The organism is Streptomyces sp. NPDC054770 (assembly GCF_053611985.1).
Genome location: NZ_JBSHBL010000089.1, coordinates 21,921 through 39,946, shown reverse-complemented (window position 1 = coordinate 39,946; position 18,026 = coordinate 21,921). Strand labels below are relative to the sequence as shown.

14 protein-coding genes are annotated in these 18,026 nt (G+C 72.5%); 12 read left to right on the top strand and 2 right to left on the bottom strand.

Annotated elements, in window-relative coordinates; translation table 11 throughout:
* Window positions 1-51: 51 nt before the first annotated feature.
* Both ACWGKQ_RS44150 and ACWGKQ_RS44145 read left to right on the top strand, forming a co-directional pair.
* A complete protein-coding gene (locus ACWGKQ_RS44150) occupies window positions 52-909 on the top strand; it encodes a COG4705 family protein (protein ID WP_453297717.1) in 858 nt (285 codons plus the stop codon).
* A gap of 627 nt (window positions 910-1,536) precedes the next feature.
* Window positions 1,537-2,499: a phosphotransferase family protein gene (locus ACWGKQ_RS44145; RefSeq protein WP_453297716.1), complete on the top strand. Its 963-nt coding sequence runs from the start codon at window positions 1,537-1,539 to the stop codon at window positions 2,497-2,499.
* On the opposite strand, the gene ACWGKQ_RS44140 is transcribed toward ACWGKQ_RS44145, so the two are convergent.
* Window positions 2,471-3,478, bottom strand: a complete 1,008-nt coding sequence (locus ACWGKQ_RS44140) for an AraC family transcriptional regulator (RefSeq protein WP_453297715.1) — start codon at window positions 3,476-3,478, stop codon at window positions 2,471-2,473. The genes ACWGKQ_RS44145 and ACWGKQ_RS44140 overlap by 29 nt on opposite strands.
* 4 nt (window positions 3,479-3,482) lie before the next feature.
* A complete protein-coding gene (locus ACWGKQ_RS44135) occupies window positions 3,483-4,352 on the bottom strand; it encodes a phytanoyl-CoA dioxygenase family protein (protein ID WP_453297714.1) in 870 nt (289 codons plus the stop codon).
* Window positions 4,353-4,597: 245 nt separating this feature from the next.
* On the opposite strand from ACWGKQ_RS44135, the gene ACWGKQ_RS44130 reads away from it, so the two are divergent.
* The 10 genes from ACWGKQ_RS44130 (at window position 4,598) to ACWGKQ_RS44085 (ending at window position 17,968) form a co-directional block, all read left to right on the top strand.
* Window positions 4,598-5,698, top strand: coding sequence for a LacI family DNA-binding transcriptional regulator (locus ACWGKQ_RS44130; RefSeq protein WP_453297713.1), 1,101 nt, complete (start codon window positions 4,598-4,600; stop codon window positions 5,696-5,698).
* Window positions 5,695-6,621 carry an ABC transporter permease gene (locus ACWGKQ_RS44125; protein WP_453297712.1) on the top strand — a complete coding sequence of 309 codons (927 nt, stop codon included), beginning with the start codon at window positions 5,695-5,697 and terminating at the stop codon, window positions 6,619-6,621. The genes ACWGKQ_RS44130 and ACWGKQ_RS44125 overlap by 4 nt, the downstream gene beginning before the upstream one ends.
* The gene (locus tag ACWGKQ_RS44120) at window positions 6,621-7,499 is read left to right on the top strand and encodes an ABC transporter permease (protein WP_453297711.1); all 879 of its coding nucleotides are present in this window, start codon (window positions 6,621-6,623) and stop codon (window positions 7,497-7,499) included. The genes ACWGKQ_RS44125 and ACWGKQ_RS44120 overlap by 1 nt, the downstream gene beginning before the upstream one ends.
* A 68-nt stretch (window positions 7,500-7,567) precedes the next feature.
* Window positions 7,568-9,103, top strand: coding sequence for an ABC transporter substrate-binding protein (locus ACWGKQ_RS44115; RefSeq protein WP_453297710.1), 1,536 nt, complete (start codon window positions 7,568-7,570; stop codon window positions 9,101-9,103).
* Window positions 9,100-10,149 (top strand): ABC transporter ATP-binding protein, encoded by a 1,050-nt coding sequence (locus ACWGKQ_RS44110; RefSeq protein WP_453297709.1) that lies wholly within the window; start codon window positions 9,100-9,102, stop codon window positions 10,147-10,149. Before ACWGKQ_RS44115 ends, ACWGKQ_RS44110 begins: the two co-directional genes overlap by 4 nt.
* Entirely contained in the window at window positions 10,146-10,970 is an 825-nt protein-coding gene (locus ACWGKQ_RS44105) for an ATP-binding cassette domain-containing protein (protein WP_453297708.1), read from the top strand. Before ACWGKQ_RS44110 ends, ACWGKQ_RS44105 begins: the two co-directional genes overlap by 4 nt.
* Entirely contained in the window at window positions 10,967-13,111 is a 2,145-nt protein-coding gene (locus ACWGKQ_RS44100; RefSeq protein WP_453297707.1) for an MGH1-like glycoside hydrolase domain-containing protein, read from the top strand. The genes ACWGKQ_RS44105 and ACWGKQ_RS44100 overlap by 4 nt, the downstream gene beginning before the upstream one ends.
* Window positions 13,108-14,721, top strand: a complete 1,614-nt coding sequence (locus tag ACWGKQ_RS44095) for an FAD-dependent oxidoreductase (protein ID WP_453297706.1) — start codon at window positions 13,108-13,110, stop codon at window positions 14,719-14,721. The genes ACWGKQ_RS44100 and ACWGKQ_RS44095 overlap by 4 nt, the downstream gene beginning before the upstream one ends.
* A 104-nt stretch (window positions 14,722-14,825) precedes the next feature.
* Window positions 14,826-15,764, top strand: coding sequence for a dihydrodipicolinate synthase family protein (locus ACWGKQ_RS44090; RefSeq protein ID WP_453297705.1), 939 nt, complete (start codon window positions 14,826-14,828; stop codon window positions 15,762-15,764).
* Between the two features lie 77 nt (window positions 15,765-15,841).
* Window positions 15,842-17,968, top strand: a complete 2,127-nt coding sequence (locus tag ACWGKQ_RS44085) for a golvesin C-terminal-like domain-containing protein (protein WP_453297704.1) — start codon at window positions 15,842-15,844, stop codon at window positions 17,966-17,968.
* The last annotated feature ends 58 nt before the right edge of the window (window positions 17,969-18,026 follow it).

The following is an 18,026-nucleotide window of genomic DNA, read 5'->3' as shown; positions in this document are numbered from 1 at the left end:
CCCTTGCGGGGCGGGCGCCCTGCCGTACGACCACACAAGGAGCCCCCCACCTTGCAGCAGCCGAAAGTCCTCACCGACCTCGACGTCGCGAACACGACGAAATCGGTGATGAAGAAACTGCCCGAAGTCACCCTGGCCTTCTGGATCATGAAGATCGCCGCGACGACGCTGGGCGAGACCGCCGGAGACCTCTTCTCCCAGACCCTGAAGCTCGGCTACTTCCTCACCACGATCGCGCTGTTCCTGATCTTCGTGGTGACGCTCGTCGTCCAGCTCCGCTCCAGCCGCTACAACCCGTTCTTCTACTGGACGGTGATTCTGTCGACCAGCATGGCCGGCACCACGATGTCCGACTTCATGAACCGCGACGCCAGCGCCAAGTACCTCTCGAACGGGGCCACTTCACTCGGCTGGGGCCCGCAGGGCCTGGGCCTCGGCTACCCGGCGGGCGCGGCGATCCTGCTCTCGATCCTGATGGTCGTCTTCGCGGTCTGGCGGCTGAGCGGGATGACCTTCCAGATCCGTGACATCGTCACCTTCCGCGGTGAGGCCCTGTTCTGGTCGGCGATCCTCGTCTCCAACACGCTCGGCACCTCCATGGGCGACTTCCTCTCCGACAGCTCCGGCCTCGGCTACGCCGGCGGCGCACTGCTGGTGACCGGGCTGCTCGCCGTCCTGGTCGCGCTGATGAAGGTGCCCGTGGTGCCGAACGTCCTGCTGTTCTGGATCGCGTTCGTCCTCACCCGCCCGCTCGGCGCGACCGCGGGCGACTTCCTGACCAAGCCGGTCGCCAAGGGCGGTCTGGACCTCGGTACGGTCGGTTCCTCGGCCGTACTGCTCGCCGTTCTGCTCGGCCTGATGGCCTACGCGCGCGTCCAGGAAGGCAGGACCCGCGCCGAGCGGGAGTAACGGCGACCGTGGCACACCTTGCCGCCGACGGCACGGGCCAGCCGCTGCACTAGCGGCGGCCCGAGGCCAGGCCCACTTCATGCCCGGGTCGCGGCCGGGTAGTGGGCACGCTACTTGGATGCCTGCGAGAAGAGGGGCGCAGCAGTTGCTGCGCCCCTCTTCGGGGTTCCCCTCCGTGATGTCCGACATCCGCCCTTCTGGCGATTGCCTCGACTCCCGAGTGCAACTCCGGCATCTCTCCGGAGGCGACTCGGTGGCGAAGGACGGCGACGGCAGGCGACACCCGCTCAACGGGCGATGCCGAAGTCGGTGAGCCGGCCGGTCAGGCGGCGACGCCGAGTTCGTTGCGGGTCCGGTGGACGAACTCGCGCACGGCGGGCTCGCGGCGCCAGGGGGCCAGGGCCGTGTTGAACTCGCGGACGTAGTCCTTGGCCCGGGTGGACTGGACGCGGGCGAGGATGTCGACGCTGCGGTTGCTTGCGGCGAGGACAGCTGGCCGGTGAGTGGCGGGCCGGACGGGCGGTGGCGCGGATGTCCGGCGGCAACTCAGTGAGGTGCGGGCGGTGTTGTCGTCGCCTCCGGTGAAAGCCTTTGCGTGCGCCGCCGTCCGGATGGTGGGGTGACACGGTGATCGACCATGATGAGGCGGGGGCCGTGCGGCCGTTGACCCTGGCGTGGGTCAGCCGGCATCTGGAAGCCGGCGAACGGATCGTCCGAACCAAGGCGCTGCACGGCGGCATCACCGCCGAGATGCGGCGGCTTACCATCGCCACGGCGGACGGCGGGACCCGTGACCTGGTACTGCGGAGCTTCGTCGACCCGTACTTCGTGGAGCACGCCGAGGGCATGCTGAACCGGGAGGCCGGCGCCCTCGCCCTGCTCACGGGGACCGCGGTGCCGACTCCCGGACCGGTCGCGGTCGATGCGGGCGCGGCGCACTGCGAGTATCCGTCACTCCTGATGACACATCTCGCGGGCCGGACTGCCCTTGCCGACGAGGGACTGGAGGCGCGCGTTCCCCTGCTGGCCAGGCAACTCGTGGCGATCCACGCGCTGCGGCCCGCCGAGCGTCCCCGGGAGTACGAGGCGTGGACGACCGCCGACGCCGTCGTCCCTCCGGACTGCGCAGACGCGGCGGCATGGGCCGCGGCGACCGACGTGATCCGCAGGCCTCCGCCACCCTACGAAGGGCGATTCCTGCACCGGGACTTCCAACCCGGCAACGTGCTGTTCGACGTGCCGCCCCCAGGCCTGACGGGTCCGCGCATCACCGGGGTCGTCGACTGGGTACAGACCTCCTGGGGGCCGGCAGACATCGACGTGGCCCACTGCTCCACCAATCTCGCGATGCTGCACGGCCCGGCGTGGGGTCTGCGGTTCGCCGAGGCGTACGAGGCGGCCGGCGGGGTGCTGGCCGCGACGGCGGACGAGCGGTTGTACTGGCGGCTGCTGGACGCGCTGGCGTTCGCGGGAGCCGTGGAGTGGGTGGCGCGGCCCTGGCAGCAGGCGGGGCGGACGGAGCTGACGACGCGGGCCGTGGAGGGGCGGCTGGATGCCTATGTCACCGCCCTGCCGGACGCGCTGCGCTGAGCCGGCCCGGCCCGGGGCGCGGGTCCGGCGGCACGACAACTCCGGCCGTGCGCGGCAGTGGGGCTGCATCATGGGCGGGCCGGGGTTCCGAGGGCGGCACCAGGGCCTGGAGCGCGGACAGCGCGCCCTCGGTGACCGGGGACGGTGGTGCGGACTCGGGCGGAAGCCCGCGGAAAGCGCTCGGGGGTATCCCGTAGACGGCGCGGAACCGGCGCGAGAAGTGGTAGGCGTCGGGGAAGCCGCACCGCACCGCTATGGCACGGAGCGAGAGGTTGCTCAGCCACAGCAGCGGCTCGGCCCTCGCCAGGCGGAGCCGTTCGAGCGCTGCCACGGGGCCGACGCCGAGCTGCCGTCGGCAGATGCGGCACAGCGTGCTCTCCGAGACCCCGGCCGCCCGCGCCAGCCGCTCGAGGGGGAGCGGCCGGGCCGTGCCGTCCGACCAGTGGGAGCGGACCTCGGCCATCATGGCGACCAGGGCTTCCGGGAGTGTGCCGGCGCCGGTCGTCGGGGCGCTGCCGTGCACGAAGGTGAACAGGAGCAGCCGCAGGGTCTCCTCGGCGTGCCGCTCCCAGTCGGGCGGGCGGGTCGCGCCGAGGGCCAGCAGGTACTGGCAGAGCGCGGCCATCGGGTCACCGCGCCCCGTCAGGTCCCGGACGACCGGCCAGTCGGTGTCGTCGAGGGGCTCCGCGTCCCTCGGTGCGGCGGGCAGTCGGAAGTGTGTGTAGGCGTGCCGGGTGGGCCGCCAGGTGTCCCAGTGGAACGTGTCGCGCATACCGGGGCGTACGAGCAGCAGCGCGCTGGGCGTGAGGGGCACGGTCAGGTCGCCGCAGACCCAGCGGGCGCTGCCGTGCAGCAGCCAGACGAATTCGTACGACCCGGCGTCCCTGGGGCCGAAGACCGACCCGGGCGGGTAGTCGGCGACCGCGGGACCGAGCCGGGCCAGGAGCGTGGGGGTGAGGGGCGGGACGCGTGCCGTCACGGGCTCACCGGTCGCAGCCCCCGGACCGGTCGCGGCGCACCCGGGGCGTACGGATGTGGGTGGTGCCCTTGTAGGCGTACGGGTCCCGGCCCGCGACCAGCACGATGTCCCGGAAGTCGGTCTGGGCCATGGGTACTTCGGGCTCGGGGGACGCCCAGGGGAGGAGGGAGGCGGCGCTCATGTAGTGGTTGACCAGGGCCCGACGGAAGCCCCGCCGACCGGTGTTGGGCAGCGACTTGTGCAGCAGATAGCCGTTGAAGAGCAGCACCGATCCGGCGGCGATCTCGACCGGCAGGGCGTCGGCCTCGGTGTACGGGAAGCCGTAGGACTCGACCGTGCAGTCGTAACGGGCGTCGTCGTGGGGATGGTTGGGGTAGATGACGCCGGGGCGGTGCGAGCCCGGCAGTACCCACAGGCAGCCGTTGTCGACAGTGGCGTCGTCGAGGGCGAGCCAGGCGGCGGTCAGCGAACGGTCCCGGGTGGGGATGAACATCTCGTCCTGGTGCCAGGCCTGCCCCGGCTTGCCCTCCGACTTGACGAACAGCATCGACTGCATCGCCTTGACGTCGGGGCCGATGACTTGGGTGAGCGGTCCGACGATGGCGGGATGGCGCATGGTGTCGAGCATGAGCGCCGACAGCTTGTGCGGATAGTGCACGCACAGGAACCGCCGTACGGTGTCGTCGTCGCTCTCGCCCGGGACCGGCGTCGGCGCCCCTTCGACGGGGCCCCGCTCGCCCCGGCAGATCCGCACGGTCTCCGCCCGTAACTCCGCCACCTCCCGCGGTGACAGGGCGTCCGGCAGCACGGCATATCCGTCCCGGTCGAAGCGGGTCGCGAGGCCGTCGGCGGAGTCCTCGGTGAGGTCGGTCATCGGGTTCCCCTTCGCGCCGGGATGCCGGAGCACCGGAATGCGGTAGTGATCCCGATGCTCCTGAACTTCCCGTCCGCGTGCCATGGCTCGCCGGTGCACCCGGATGGCGAATCCTGTCACCGCACAGGATCGGATCATGTGTCAGAAACAAGGCGGACAAGGGCTGTTCACGTCTCTTGACGCTTTTCGCCGCATCCGAGTAGCGTCATTCGGCACTTGCTAATACGTATTAACTGGGAGTGCTCATGGCCCCTCCCGAACGACGTAGACGCTCCACCCAGCGGGACATCGCCCGGCGCGCCGGCGTCTCCCAGGCCACGGTGTCGCTGGTGATCAGCGGAGGCGCGGCGAGTGCGCAGATCGCGGAACCGACCCGGCAGGCCGTGCTGGCGGCCGCCGAGGAACTGGGCTACGCGGCCAATGTCGCCGCACGCAGCCTGAAAGGCGGCCGGAACCGGCTGCTCGGGCTCTACACCTTCGAGTCGGTGTTCCCGACCGACCAGCGCGACTTCTACTACCCGTTCCTGCTCGGCGTGGAGGAGGAGACGGCACGCCAGGGCTATGACCTGCTGCTGTTCTGCTCCGACGGGAGCGCGTCCGGCACGGCGGGGGCCAAGCGGTCGATCTACGCCGGCGGGACCAACCGGCTGAAGATCGCGGACGGTTGCGTGCTGCTCGGCAGGAACGTCCGCCGCGAGGAGCTGTCGGCGCTGGTCCGGGAGGACTTCCCGTTCGTCTTCGTCGGACGCCGCGAGGTGGACGACGGTGAACTCTCCTACGTGGCCGCCGACTACGTCTCGGCGACCGCGCAACTCGTCACGGAGCTGGTGCGACTCGGCCACCGGCGGATCCTGTACCTGCGGGCCCCGCAGGACAGCGAACCCACCAGGGACCGCGAGGAGGGATACCGGCGCGGGCTGGCCGAGGCCGGCCTCGGCGTGGACGAGGCGCTGATCCGGAGCCTGGCCGATCCGGCGGACCTGACGGTCGAGCGGCTGGCGGGCTGGATCGACGGACTCGGGATCACCGCGCTGCTGGTCGAGCCGACCGAGGACAACCGGCTCACCGAGGCGCTGGCGACCTTGGCCGGCCCGGCACGGGTCCGGTTCCCGGAGGACTGCTCGCTGGCCCTGCTGGGCGATCCGCCGTCCTGGACACCGGAGTTACGCGACTGGACCCGGTTCTCGCTGCCCCGCGCCCGGATGGCGGGTCAGGCCGTACGGGTACTGATCGAGCTGCTCGACCAGCAGACGCCCGAGCCGCGGCAGCTGACGGTGCCCTGCGCCTTCGTACCGGGTGACTCGGTCGGGCCGGTCCCGACGCCCGGCGGAAGGCCCCCGACATGATCCGGATGATCGTGCACCGGCTGCTCATCGGGGTCTTCGTGATGTGGGGAGCCGCCTCGCTGATCTTCCTCATCGTCCGGGCCGCGCCCGGCGATCCCGCGACGGTACTGCTCGGCCCGGACGCCACTCGGAGCCAGATCGACCAGCTGCACGCCACGCTCGGCCTCGACCGGCCGCTCGGCGCGCAGTACCTCGGCTACCTCGGCGACGTGTGCCGGCTCGACTTCGGCCAGTCGCACTGGCTCGGGCGGCCCGCCATGGGCGCGGTCCTCGACCGGCTGCCCGCCACCATCGACCTCACCGTGACGGCCACCGTGATCGCGGTGATCGTGGGACTCACGCTCGGCACGCTGGCCGGCGCACGGCCGGGCGGCCTCCTGGACCGGGTGGTCTCGGCGTGCACGATCGCCCTCCAGTCGTTCCCCACGTTCTGGGTCGGCATCATGCTGGTACTGGTCTTCGCCCTCAGCCTGCGGCTGCTGCCCAGTTCCGGGGTCGGCACGCCCCAGCACCTGGTGCTGCCCGCCGTCACCCTCTCGTTCCCGTTCGTCGCGATCATCGCCCGGCTGACCCGGACCAGCCTCGCGGAGACGATGCGCGAGAGCTACATCCAGACCGCACGCTCCAAGGGACTGACCGAACGCCAGGTGCTGTTCGGCCACGCCCTGCGCAACTCGCTGATCCCGGTGGTGACCGTCGTGGGCGTCCAGGTCGGGGCACTGGTCGGCGGCGCCGTGATCGTGGAGAACGTGTTCGCCTGGCCCGGCCTCGGCTCGCTCGTGGTGGAGGCGGTCGCCAACCGCGACTACACCGTCGTACAGGGCGCCACCCTGCTGATCGCCGGCATCGTCGTCGTACTCAACCTGATGGCCGATCTGCTCATCGCCCAGCTGGATCCGCGGATCCGGACGGGGGCCGTCTGATGGCCGATCTCACCGTCGCCGTCGAGAGGCCGAGGGCGGCTGTGCGGCGGGTCCGACGCCCGCTGCTGTCCCTCGTACCCGCGCTGGTCGTGGGCTGCTATCTGCTGGTGGCCGTCCTCGGGCCCGTGCTGATCCACTACGACCCGGTGCACACGTCCCTGGACGACCGGCTGCTCGCACCCGGCTCCAAGGTCTCCACCGGGGGCACCGCCTGGCTCGGCACCGACGGACTCGGCCGCGACCTGCTCGCCCAGATCGTCTACGGGGCCCGCACGGCGGTGCTCATCGGCGTGTCCACGGTCGCGCTGTCCTGTGCCGTCGGGGTGCTCCTCGGCGCCGTCGCCGGATACTTCCGGGGCGCCGCCGACGCCGTCCTCGCCCGGATCTTCGACGTTCTCCTCGCGTTTCCCGCGATCCTGCTGGCCATCGTCATCGCGGGCGCCTTCGAGCGCAGCGTCCTGCTGGTCGTCGTCGCGCTCTCGGCGACCGGCTGGATCGGTTTCGCCCGCGTCACCCGCGGCATCGTGCTCTCCCTCCGGGAACGGCCCTGGGTCGACGCCGCCCGGGTGCTGGGAGTGCCGGGCCGGACCATCCTCGCCCGGCACGTGCTCCCGTTCACGGCGGGGCCGGTCGTGGCCCTCGCCACGCTCGAATTCGCGCTGGTGGTACTGGCGGAGGCCGGTCTCAGCTTCCTCGGCATCGGGCTGCCCGCGTCGACCGTCTCGTGGGGGCAGACCATCGCCGACGGCAAGGAGTACCTCGAAACGCAATGGTGGATCTCCACCCTGCCGGGCATCGCCCTGTCCCTCCTGATCGTCAACGTGGGCATCCTCGGTGACCAGCTCACCGCCCGCTACGGGCGCGGCCGTTCCGACTGAACCGACCAGGCACAGCGCCTCACCCACCGGCTGACTCCGACCGACCCTCGATCGAGAGGAGCACCATCATGACCAGGACGCGTGAGCACGGGCGGAGTCGGCTGATCCGGCTCGCCACCACCGCCACGGCGGGCGCGGCGCTCCTCGCCGCCTGCACGACCACCAGCGGCGGCGACGGAGGCGGCTCCGCCTCGGGAGACGTGACGGTCGCCGGTACCTACCCGATCGAGAGCCTGGACCCGCACGGAGCCCAAGGCGCCTCCACGGGAACCCAGTTGGCTGCGCAGGAGATCTTCAGCAGACTCGTGAAACCCACCGCGGACGGCACTCTCGAAGGCGACCTCGCCACCTCCTGGAAACCCGACAAGTCCGTCACGGCCTGGACGTTCACGCTGCGCTCCGGCGTCACCTTCTCCGACGGCTCAGCCCTCGACGCCGACGACGTGGTCGCCTCCTTCCAGCGGATGATCAGGCTCAACGGCCCCAACGCGGGCAACTTCCCCGGCGACACCATGACCAAGGTCTCCGCCACCGAGGTGGTCCTGCACAGCCCGGCACCCGACGCGTCCGTCCCCGGCAAGCTCGGCACCTTCTACGTCCTCCCGTCGGGCGTCGGCAAGGACGACACCGCCTTCTTCAACCACCCCGTCGGCTCGGGCCCGTTCACGGTGGACGCGTTCACCCCGAGCGAGTCGCTGGTCCTGGTGCCCAACAAGAAGTACCGGGGCACCGAGCCCACGCTCAGGAAGGTCACCGTACGGAACATCCCCGAGCTCGCGGCCCGCCTGACCGCACTGCGCACCGGCGAGGTGGACGTCGTATGGGGCATCCCGGACGACCAACTCGCCTCTCTGAAAGGCCAGCAGGACCTGACGGTGCGGACCGTGCCGAGCAGCGCCGAGTTCACCATGTGGTTCAACTCCTCGATCCCCGCCCTCAAGGACGCGAAGGTGCGCCGGGCGATCTGGCAGGCGGTCGACTTCAGGACCATCATCGGCAAGCTCTACCCCGACACCGGCAAGGCGGCCGACGCACCCGTGACGAGCGTCGTCCTCGGCCACGTGGCCCAGCCGGCCGTCGCCTACGACCCGGCAGCCGCCAAGGCGGCCCTCACCGCGGCCGGCTTCGACTTCTCGAAGAAGCTCCGCCTCCAGTTCGCCAACGACGAGTTCAAACCCTTCATCCAGGCCGTCGTCTCGGACCTGCAGAAGGTCGGCGTGCAGGTGGAGCCACTGGAGAAGGAGCAGGCCGTCTTCACGGAGGACCTGCTCGCGCTCAAGTGGGACATCAACTTCCAGCAGCTCGCCACCCCCAGCTACGACGCGGCCAGCAACCTCGGCCGCCTCTACACCTGTGCGGCCAAGCGCATGGGCTACTGCGACAGGCAACTGGACGGTCTGCTGGCGGCGGCGGGCGCCACCGCCGACAAGCACAAGCGCACCGACCTCTACGGCCGGGCGAGCCGGATCATCTGGCAGGACGCGGTCGGGATGTACCCGATGTCGGTGAGCATCGCCTACGCCTGGAACAGCGACCTGAAGGGCTTCGTCCCCGACGCCAGCGGGCTGCCGGACTTCGCCGGCGTACGGACGGGCGGCTCGTGACCCCCGCCGGAGCCGGAGCCGGAGCCGGAACCGCGCCCGCGGACGGGGCCGGGAAGGCGGTGCCCGCGACCGACGGACCGATCCTGCGGATCGCCGACCTGGTGGTGGAACTGCCGGGCCCGCACGGCACCCGGACCCGCGTGGTGGACGGCGTGTCCTTCGACGTGCCACGGGCCACCACCGTGGGGCTGATCGGCGAGTCGGGCAGCGGGAAGACCATGACCGCCCAGGCGATCCTCGGCCTGCCGCCCGAGGGCGCCGCCCTGGCGGGCCGGCTGCTGTGGCACGGCGAGGACCTGCTCGCCGCCGCCCCGGCACGGCGCCGCGCGGTACGCGGCCGGGAGATCGCGATGATCTTCCAGGACCCGCTCGCCGCCCTCAACCCGACCCAGCGGATCGGCCGTCAGATCGGCGAGGTGCCCCGCCGCGACCGGCTGCCGCGTGCCGAGGTGAAGCGCCGGGTCGTCGAACTCCTCGACCGGGTCGGGGTGCCGGAGCCGGAGCGGCGGATGCGCGCCTACCCGCACGAACTCTCCGGGGGCCTGCGCCAGCGCGCCGTGATCGCGATGGCGCTGGCCGGGAACCCCGCGCTGCTGCTCGCCGACGAGCCCACGACGGCACTCGACGTCACCGTGCAGTCCCGGATCCTGCGGCTGCTGGCCGACATCCAGGCGGCCGACGGCCTGGCGATGCTGCTGGTCAGCCATGACCTGCGGGTCGTGTCGCACGTCGGCGAACGGGTCGTGGTGATGTACGCCGGGCGGGTCTGCGAACGCGGACCCGCCCGTGACGTCCTGCGCCGCCCCGCCCATCCGTACACCGCCGCCCTGGTGCGCAGCGTGCCCGCCGTCCGGACCCGTACAGCACTGGCCCACCCGCTGCCCGGGGCCCCGGCGACACCGGCGAACCGGCCGGCCGGCTGCGCGTTCCACCCGCGCTGCCCACTCGCCCGCGCCCGGTGCCGCACCGAGCCGCCGCAGGTGCGGGAGGTGGCCCCGGGCCGCTGGAGCGCCTGCCACTTCGCCGAGGAGGTGCCGCAGCCGTGAGCACGGGCGAGCGGGCACTCCTCGATGTGCGTGATCTGCGCGTCAGTTACGGAAGACGGCGGGGCGGTCAGGTCGCCGTGGACGGGGTGAGCCTGTCGGTGGCCCCCGAGGAGACACTCGGGCTGGTCGGCGAGTCGGGCTCCGGCAAGACCACCGTCGCCCGGTGCGTGGCCGGACTGCTGCGGCCCGGCGCCGGGACGGTCACCTTCGAGGGACGGCCGCTCGGCCGCGCGGGGCACCGGCCGCCCGAGTCGCAGCGTGCCGTGCAGATGGTGTTCCAGGATCCGCGCTCGTCGCTGAACCCGCGGATGACGGTCGCCTCGGTCATCGCGGAGGTCTGGCGCACCCACCCGGTCACCGCACCCGAGGGCGACCGCACCGAGGCGCTGCACCGGCTCCTCGCCGACATGGGCCTCGACCCCGAGGTGGCGGCGCGGCGGGCGGGGGACCTGTCGGGCGGTCAGTGCCAGCGGGTCAGCATCGCCAGGGCGCTGGCGGTACGGCCCCGGCTGCTGGTCTGCGACGAGGCGGTGTCGGCGCTCGACGTGTCGGTCCAGGCCCAGATCCTGCGGCTGCTGGTCGATCTGCGCGGCCGGCACCGGCTGGCGATGCTGTTCATCTCGCACGACCTGGGGGTGGTGCACCAGATCGCCGACCGGGTGGCGGTGATGCGGCGGGGCGTGATCGTGGAGGAGGGCCGCACCGGCGACGTACTGACCGCGCCGCGCCACACCTACACCAGGGCGCTGCTGGACGCGGCCCTGGACCTGGACGACTCGGTGCCGGGGGACGGCACCGCCGACGGCAGCGCGGTCGTATGAGCGACAGCGGGGCCGAAGAGCGGCGCGCCACCGGGACTCCCGCGCCGACCGGCTGGAACACCTGGGACGTCCGCACGCACACCGGGATGAGCCGGCTGCCGTCCGGACCGCGGGTGCGGTTCGGCGTACTCGGCCCCGAAGGCCCCGTGCTCGACGGGTTCACCTGGCGCGACGGCCTCGAACGGCTCGGCCCGCACACCGTGGACGGCACCTACGCCGAGGTAACGGTACGGGCGGCGGGCCATCGGCTGCGGCTGGAGTTCGCCGGCGGGCCCGGCGACATCCTGCACGTCCGCGCCGAGAGCACGGGCCGGGTCGTGCTGTCCGTGGAGGGTCTGACCGGCATCGACGACCCGCCGGCCGGTCCGGACACCGGCACCTTGCTTGCGGGCGGGCTTCGTTGGACCGTCACCGCCTCTTCGGCGGTCCACAGGGTCGAGGGGCCCGCGGACGCGCTGATCCTGGCATTAGGCAGCCCCGGCACCGCCGAGCTGCGGATCGCGCCGGCCGACGCACCGGGCACGGTGGCCGAGACCGCCGGCGTCCTCGCAGCGCACCGCGCCGCCTCCGACCGGGCCCGGCTGCGGTCCCGCGGCTGGCTCGGTGCTGCCGCCGACGCCCTGACCAGGGCCGTCACCTGGAACACCGTCCACGCCCCGGACATCGGGCGTGTCCTGACCCCCACCTCACGGGACTTCGTCAGCGCCGAACGCAAGGGCTTCTACGGCACCTGGGCCCTGCACGCCTGGGACACGTTCTTCACCGGTCTGGTCGCCTCGGCCGTCGACCGGGACTACGCGCGCGGCATCTTCGAGCAGATCCTGCCGTACGCGGACGCGACCGGCATGATCCCGAACCGGATCTCCGACGACCGGGGCCGTACCGGCGACCGTTCGCAGCCGCCGGTCGGCGCACTGACGGTGTACCAGGCCTATCTGGCGGGCGGTCTGTCGCCCGGGACCCGCGACACGACCCTGCTCGACCGCACCTTCCCGGCACTGCTGGCCTGGCACGACTGGTGGCCCCGGGCCCGCCGGGGGCCGCACGGGCTGCTCGCCTGGGGTTCCGACCCGGTCGCGGGCGACGCCGCGTCGGCGACCCTGGACCGGGCCAGACGGGAGTCGGGCCTGGACGATTCGCCGATGTACGACGAGGCCCGCTACGACCCGGCGACCCACACCATGGACCTCGCCGACGTCGGCCTGAACGCGCTGCACATCGCCGATGCCGAGGCACTCGCGGAGATCGCCGGCATCCTGGGCGAGCGCGCGACCGCCGACCGGCTGCGCGCCGAGGCCGCCACGGCGAAGGCGGTCGCCGACCGGCTGCTGTGGGACGAGGAGCGAAACGGCTACCGCAACCTCACCTCGGCGGGCACACACGACCCGCACGTCTCGCCGACGATGCTGTACGCGCTGCTCGGCGGATTGCCGGACGCCCGGCGGGCGGCGGCCACGGCAGCCGATCTGCTGCGGCCCGAAGTGCTGGGCGGTGTACGGCCGTTGCCCAGCGTGGCCCGCGACGACCCCGGCTTCGCGGCGACGTACTGGCGCGGCCGGATCTGGGCGCCGATGGCGTATCTCGCCGTGCGCGGGCTGCGCCGGTACGGGCTGACCGGGCTGAGCCGTCCGGTGGTGGGGGACCTGCTGCGGCTGTTCCTGGACGAATGGCGCGTGCACGGCCACGTCAGGGAGAACTATCCGGCCGTCGAGGGCGAGAACCTGACGCGCTTCGAGAAGCGTTCGGACGGACTGATGGCCTGGGGCGGCCTGCTGGCGTATCTCGCCTTCGGTGAACTGGCCGACGCACGCCCGGACGGCTGGCGGTTCGCCCACCCGGGCGAGCCGGCCGAGCTGGGCAACCTGCCGCTCGGCGAGGGCCGCCTCGATGTGCGGGCGGACCGGCGCCTCACCGTCGGCCTCGACGGCCGGGTCCTGCTGGACATGGCGCCCGGTGTGGTCGTCCGGGGCTACCGGCGGACCGCCGACCGTGTCTCCGGAACCGCCGAGGGCACCGGCGACGTGCTCGTCACCCCACCGGACGGCGGCCCGCCGGTGCCGGTGGACGTGCGGGGCGGAGCCCGGAGCTTCACCTTCGGTGCGGACGGTGCGGGTGACGTAGCGGAAGGGAGCGATTCATGAGCGCGCCGACATCGGCGGCCACGGACATCCTCGTCGTGGGCGGGGGCCTCGGCGGAGTCGCCGCGGCGCTGGCCGCCCTCGAACGGGGACGGACGGTCCTGCTCACCGAGGAGACCGACTGGATCGGCGGCCAGCTCACCAGCCAGGGCGTACCGCCCGACGAGCACGCCTGGATCGAGCAGTTCGGCGCCACCCGCACCTACCGCGCGCTGCGCGAGGCGATCCGCGAGCACTACCGGACCTGGTATCCGCTCACCGAGGAGGCCAGGCGGCGCCGGTACCTCAACCCGGGCGAGGGACGGGTGAGCGCGCTGTGCCACGAACCGCGGGTGGCTGCCGCCGTGCTGGCGGCCATGGTCGGGCCGTACGTGGCGGCCGGCCGGCTGCGGATCCTGTACCGGCACCGCCCGGTGGCCGCCTCCGTCGACGGCGACCGAGTACGGTCCGTGGCCGTCGAAGGCCCGGACGGCACGCGGGTCGAGGTGTCGGCGCCCTACGTCCTGGACGCGACGGAACTCGGCGACCTGCTGCCGCTGACCGGCACCGAGCACGTGACGGGCTTCGAGTCACGCCGGGACACCGGGGAGCCGAGCGCCCCCGAGGAGGCCCAGCCGGGCAACATGCAGGCGTTCTCCTGGGTGTTCGCCGTCGACCACCGGGCCGGGGAGGACCACACCGTCGACCGCCCGGCCGGTTACGACCGCTGGGCCGCCTACCACCCCCCGCAGTGGCCCAACCGGCTGCTGAGCCTGAGCGCACCCGACCCGAGGACGCTGGAGACCGTGCCGCGCGGGTTCACCCCGAACGCGGACTCGGGACCGGTCGTCGCCGACCAGAGCAAGGACGCGGGGGACAGGGAACTGTGGGAGTTCCGCCGGGTGTTCTCCCGGAAGCTGTACCGGCCGGGGTTCGCCGCGAGCGATGTGACCATCGTCAACTGGCCCATGATCGACTACTTGCCCGGACCGCTGATCGGGGTGGACGACAAGGAGCGGGACCGGCATCTGGCGGGAGCCCGTGAACTGAGTATGAGCATGCTCTACTGGCTCCAGACCGAGGCCCCCCGCCCCGACGGCGGCACCGGCTGGCCCGGCCTGCGGCTGCGCGGCGACGTGCTGGGCACGGCCGACGGGCTGGCCAAGGCGCCGTACGTCCGCGAGTCACGCCGGATCGTCGCCCGGCGCCGGATCGTCGAACAGGACCTGTCCCTCGCCGTACGGGGCGAGCACGGCGCCGTGCGCCACCCGGACTCCGTCGGCATCGGGATGTACCGGATCGACCTCCACCCGTCCACCGGCGGCGACACCTACATCGACGTGGCCGGCAGCCCCTTCCAGATCCCGCTGGGCGCCCTGCTCCCGGTGCGGGTGCGGAACCTGCTGCCGGTGTGCAAGAACATCGGCACCACCCACATCACCAACGGCTGCTACCGGCTGCACCCCGTCGAGTGGAACATCGGCGAGGCGGCCGGCTCACTGGCGGCGTACTGCCTCGACAACCGGCTGGAGGCGGAGCAGGTGTACGAGGACAGTGCCTGGCTGCACCGCTTCCAGGACGAACTCACACGCGCCGGGGTGGAACTGGCCTGGCCCGAGGTCAGGGGGTACTGATGGGCGGTGGTGAAGCGCCCCGAAGGGGCGCGGGGCTGCATCAATTTGCGGCTTCGCCGCGGGGCGCGACCAGCCACGACGGCGCCGCAGCCGAACGACGGCCCATGCCGGCACGTACGGCGGAGCGTCAGGTCGATGGTCGTGCGCTGCTCTCCGGCGTCATCGTCCCCCTGGTCACACCGATGGACCGCCCCGGACAGCCCTCGGCCTCGGCCGCCGACACCCTTCTCACGGCGCTGGCAGCCGCAGGCGCCCGCGGTCTCATGCTCTTCGGCAGCAACGGCGAGGGCCCGCTCCTCCCCACGGCGGCCCTGGGTGACTTCGCCACCGGGGCAGCGGCACGCTGGCGTGAACTGACCCGCGACGGACCGGTGTTGGTCAACATCACGGCACCCGGCACCGCCGAGGCGCTGGCCCGCGCGGAAGCCGTGCTGCCCGCCGCCCCGGACGCGCTGGTGCTCAGCCCGCCGATCTACTTCCACCACCGGCACGACGAGATCGTCGCCCACTACGCCGCCCTGGCAGACCTCGGCGTTCCCGTCGTCGCCTACAACGCCCCCCGCTACAGCAATCCGCTGACCCCCGCCCTGCTCGACGAACTGACGGGCCTCGCACACCTGGTGGGCATCAAGGACAGTTCCGGCGACCCGGCGCTGTTCCGCCACGCCCTCGCGGCCGCCCGGCGGCGCCCCGGCTTCGGGGTCGGCCAGGGCGCGGAGCGCCACGCCCTCGACGCGCTGCGGCTCGGGGCCGACGGCCTGGTGCCCGGGGTGGCCAACCTGGCGCCCGCGGTGGCCGTCGAACTGTTCCGGGCGCACCGCGACGGACGGGACGGGGACGCTCGGCGCGCGCAGCAACTGCTCGACCGGGTACTGGCGTTGCACACCGTACGACCCGGTGTGCCGGCGGTGAAGGCCGTCCTGGCCGAACGAGGGCTGTGCCCGCCGCACGCCGCGGCGCCCTTCACGCCCTGCTCCGACGAGGAACGACAGGCCCTGCTCGACCTGCTCGCCCCGCTCGACGCACATCTCGTACGCGCCTGATCCCAACTCACACCCGCGTCCGATCCGTCCCGCGCCGGTTCCCTCTCCTCCGTACCGCCCGAAAGGGGTGGCCCACCATGTCCGACAGCGCACCGAACCGCACCGCCATGAACCGCAGATCCTTCGCCCTGGGCGTCGTCGGCGCCACGGCGACCGCCGCGTTGGGGCCGGTGGCCCTCGGAGCCGCGGCCGAGGCCGCCGACCGGACGTCCGCATCCGGCCGGCACGGTGCCTTCTTCGAGGAGCACACCCTCTGGAACTCCGCCGAGGGCCCGCTGGTGAGCTACCACGTCCACGCGCTCGCCGTGCTGCCCGACGACACCGTCCTGGCGGTGACCGAGGGCCGCCACGAGGTGTGCGACGCCGGTCCGCGTGATCTGCTGCTGCGCCGCAGCACCGACGGCGGCCGGACCTGGGAGGCGAGCCGCACCCTGGTCGCCTCCGTCGACGGCGAGTCCTGGGGCAACCCGGCGCTGGTCGTGGACCGGGAGACGCGGGAGGTCTTCCTCTTCTACATGCTCTCGCTCCGCCTCCCGCAGAACACCTCCTGCTCGGGCGACTCGGGCGAGCTGTACGTGATCTCCAGCCGGGACAGCGGGCAGACCTGGAGCGGAGTACGCAGCCTGGCGGGCCTGTTCGACGGTTTCCCCTACAACTGGGCGCTGCACGGCCCCGGTCCGGGCTACGGACTCCAGCTGCGCTCCGGCCGGCTGCTGCTCAACTGCCTGCACCGCAGGGTGATCGTCGGCAACACCGTGGCGCAGCGGTACTACGGTGTCGCGCCCCTCTACAGCGACGACCACGGCGCCACCTGGCAGGCGACCGGCGCGGTGCCGGTACAGGTCGCGTACCCGGTCAACGAGGCGCGGATGGTGCAGCGCGCCGACGGCACCGTGCTCGTCAACGGCCGCTTCGCGTCGGGCGGTGAGAACCAGCGCATCGTCTCCGTCAGCTCGGACGACGGCATGACCTGGTCGCAGCCGGCCCTCGACGGCAGTACCGGCTCCTTCAACGCGGTGGACGCCGGCCTGCTGCGCTACACCGGCGGCCCCGGCAGCCACGCACCCGGGCGGGTGCTGTTCAGCCGCCCCGACTCACCGGTCAGATACAACATGACGGTGGGAGTCAGCTACGACGAGGGCTTCTCGTACCGGTACCAGCGGGTCGTCAACGAGAACCGCTCCTACTACTCGGACCTCGCCCGGCTCTCCGACGGCACCATCGTGCTGCTCTACGGCTGCGACGGTGACATGGCGAGCGAGCCGCTCCGGGTCGACGTCTGCTGCTTCTCGCTCGACTGGCTGACCCGCGGGCGTGACAGCCTGCGCCACGGCCCCCACTACCGGGAGTCCGTCATCGCGCTGGCCGAGGCAGACCGGACCGTCACCGGGGGCGCCGTGCAGACCGTCGCCGACCCGCTCGCGCGCCGTGGCGAGCGGCTGGTCCTCACCCCCGAACAGGTCGGCGACATCGCGGAGTTCACCTTTCGGGTGCCGCGCACCGGCGAGTACGAGCTGCTCCTGCGGTACTACCGCTCGGCGGACGGCACCCTGGCCACCGTCACGGTGGACCGCACCCCGCTGCCCGCCTTCGCCATCGACACCACGGCACAGACGGCGGACGGCTTCGACCTGGCCCACCTCGGTGCCACCCGGCTGCGCGCCGGACGGCACACCCTGCGCTGCGCGGTGACGGGACCCGGCAGGGGCGGCGGGACCCGGCTCGGCCTGGACTCGCTCAGCCTGATCGAGGCGCCGGGCTCCGCCGACGTACGCGCGGAGGTGGTCGTGGACAACGACCGGCTGGGCTTCGAGGTCGTCAGCGGCAGCTGGCCGACGGCGACCGCGGACCCCGGCTTCTGGTCGGGCAACTACCGTACGGCGCCCGCCGGTTCCGGCGAGCGGAAGGTGCGCTGGCGGCCGGCCGTGCCCCAGGACGGCGGCTACGAGGTCCAGGTGTCCTGTCCGCCGGCCGCCGGCCGCGCGAGCAACGCGCCGTACACCGTCGTCCAGGCGGACGGCATCACCACGACCGTACGGATCGACCAGCGGGCCGCGGGCACCACCGATCCGCGTGGCGGCAGCTGGCTCTCCCTCGGCGAGTTCCGCCTCCGGGCCGGTCTCGGCACGTCGGTCGAACTCACCAATGACGCCGACGGCGTGGTGGCCGCCGACGCGATCCGGCTGCTGGGCCCGCGGATCTGAATCCGGCCGCCCGTGCCACCCCGGCCGTCAGCGCTCCACGCTCCGGCCGGACCTCCTG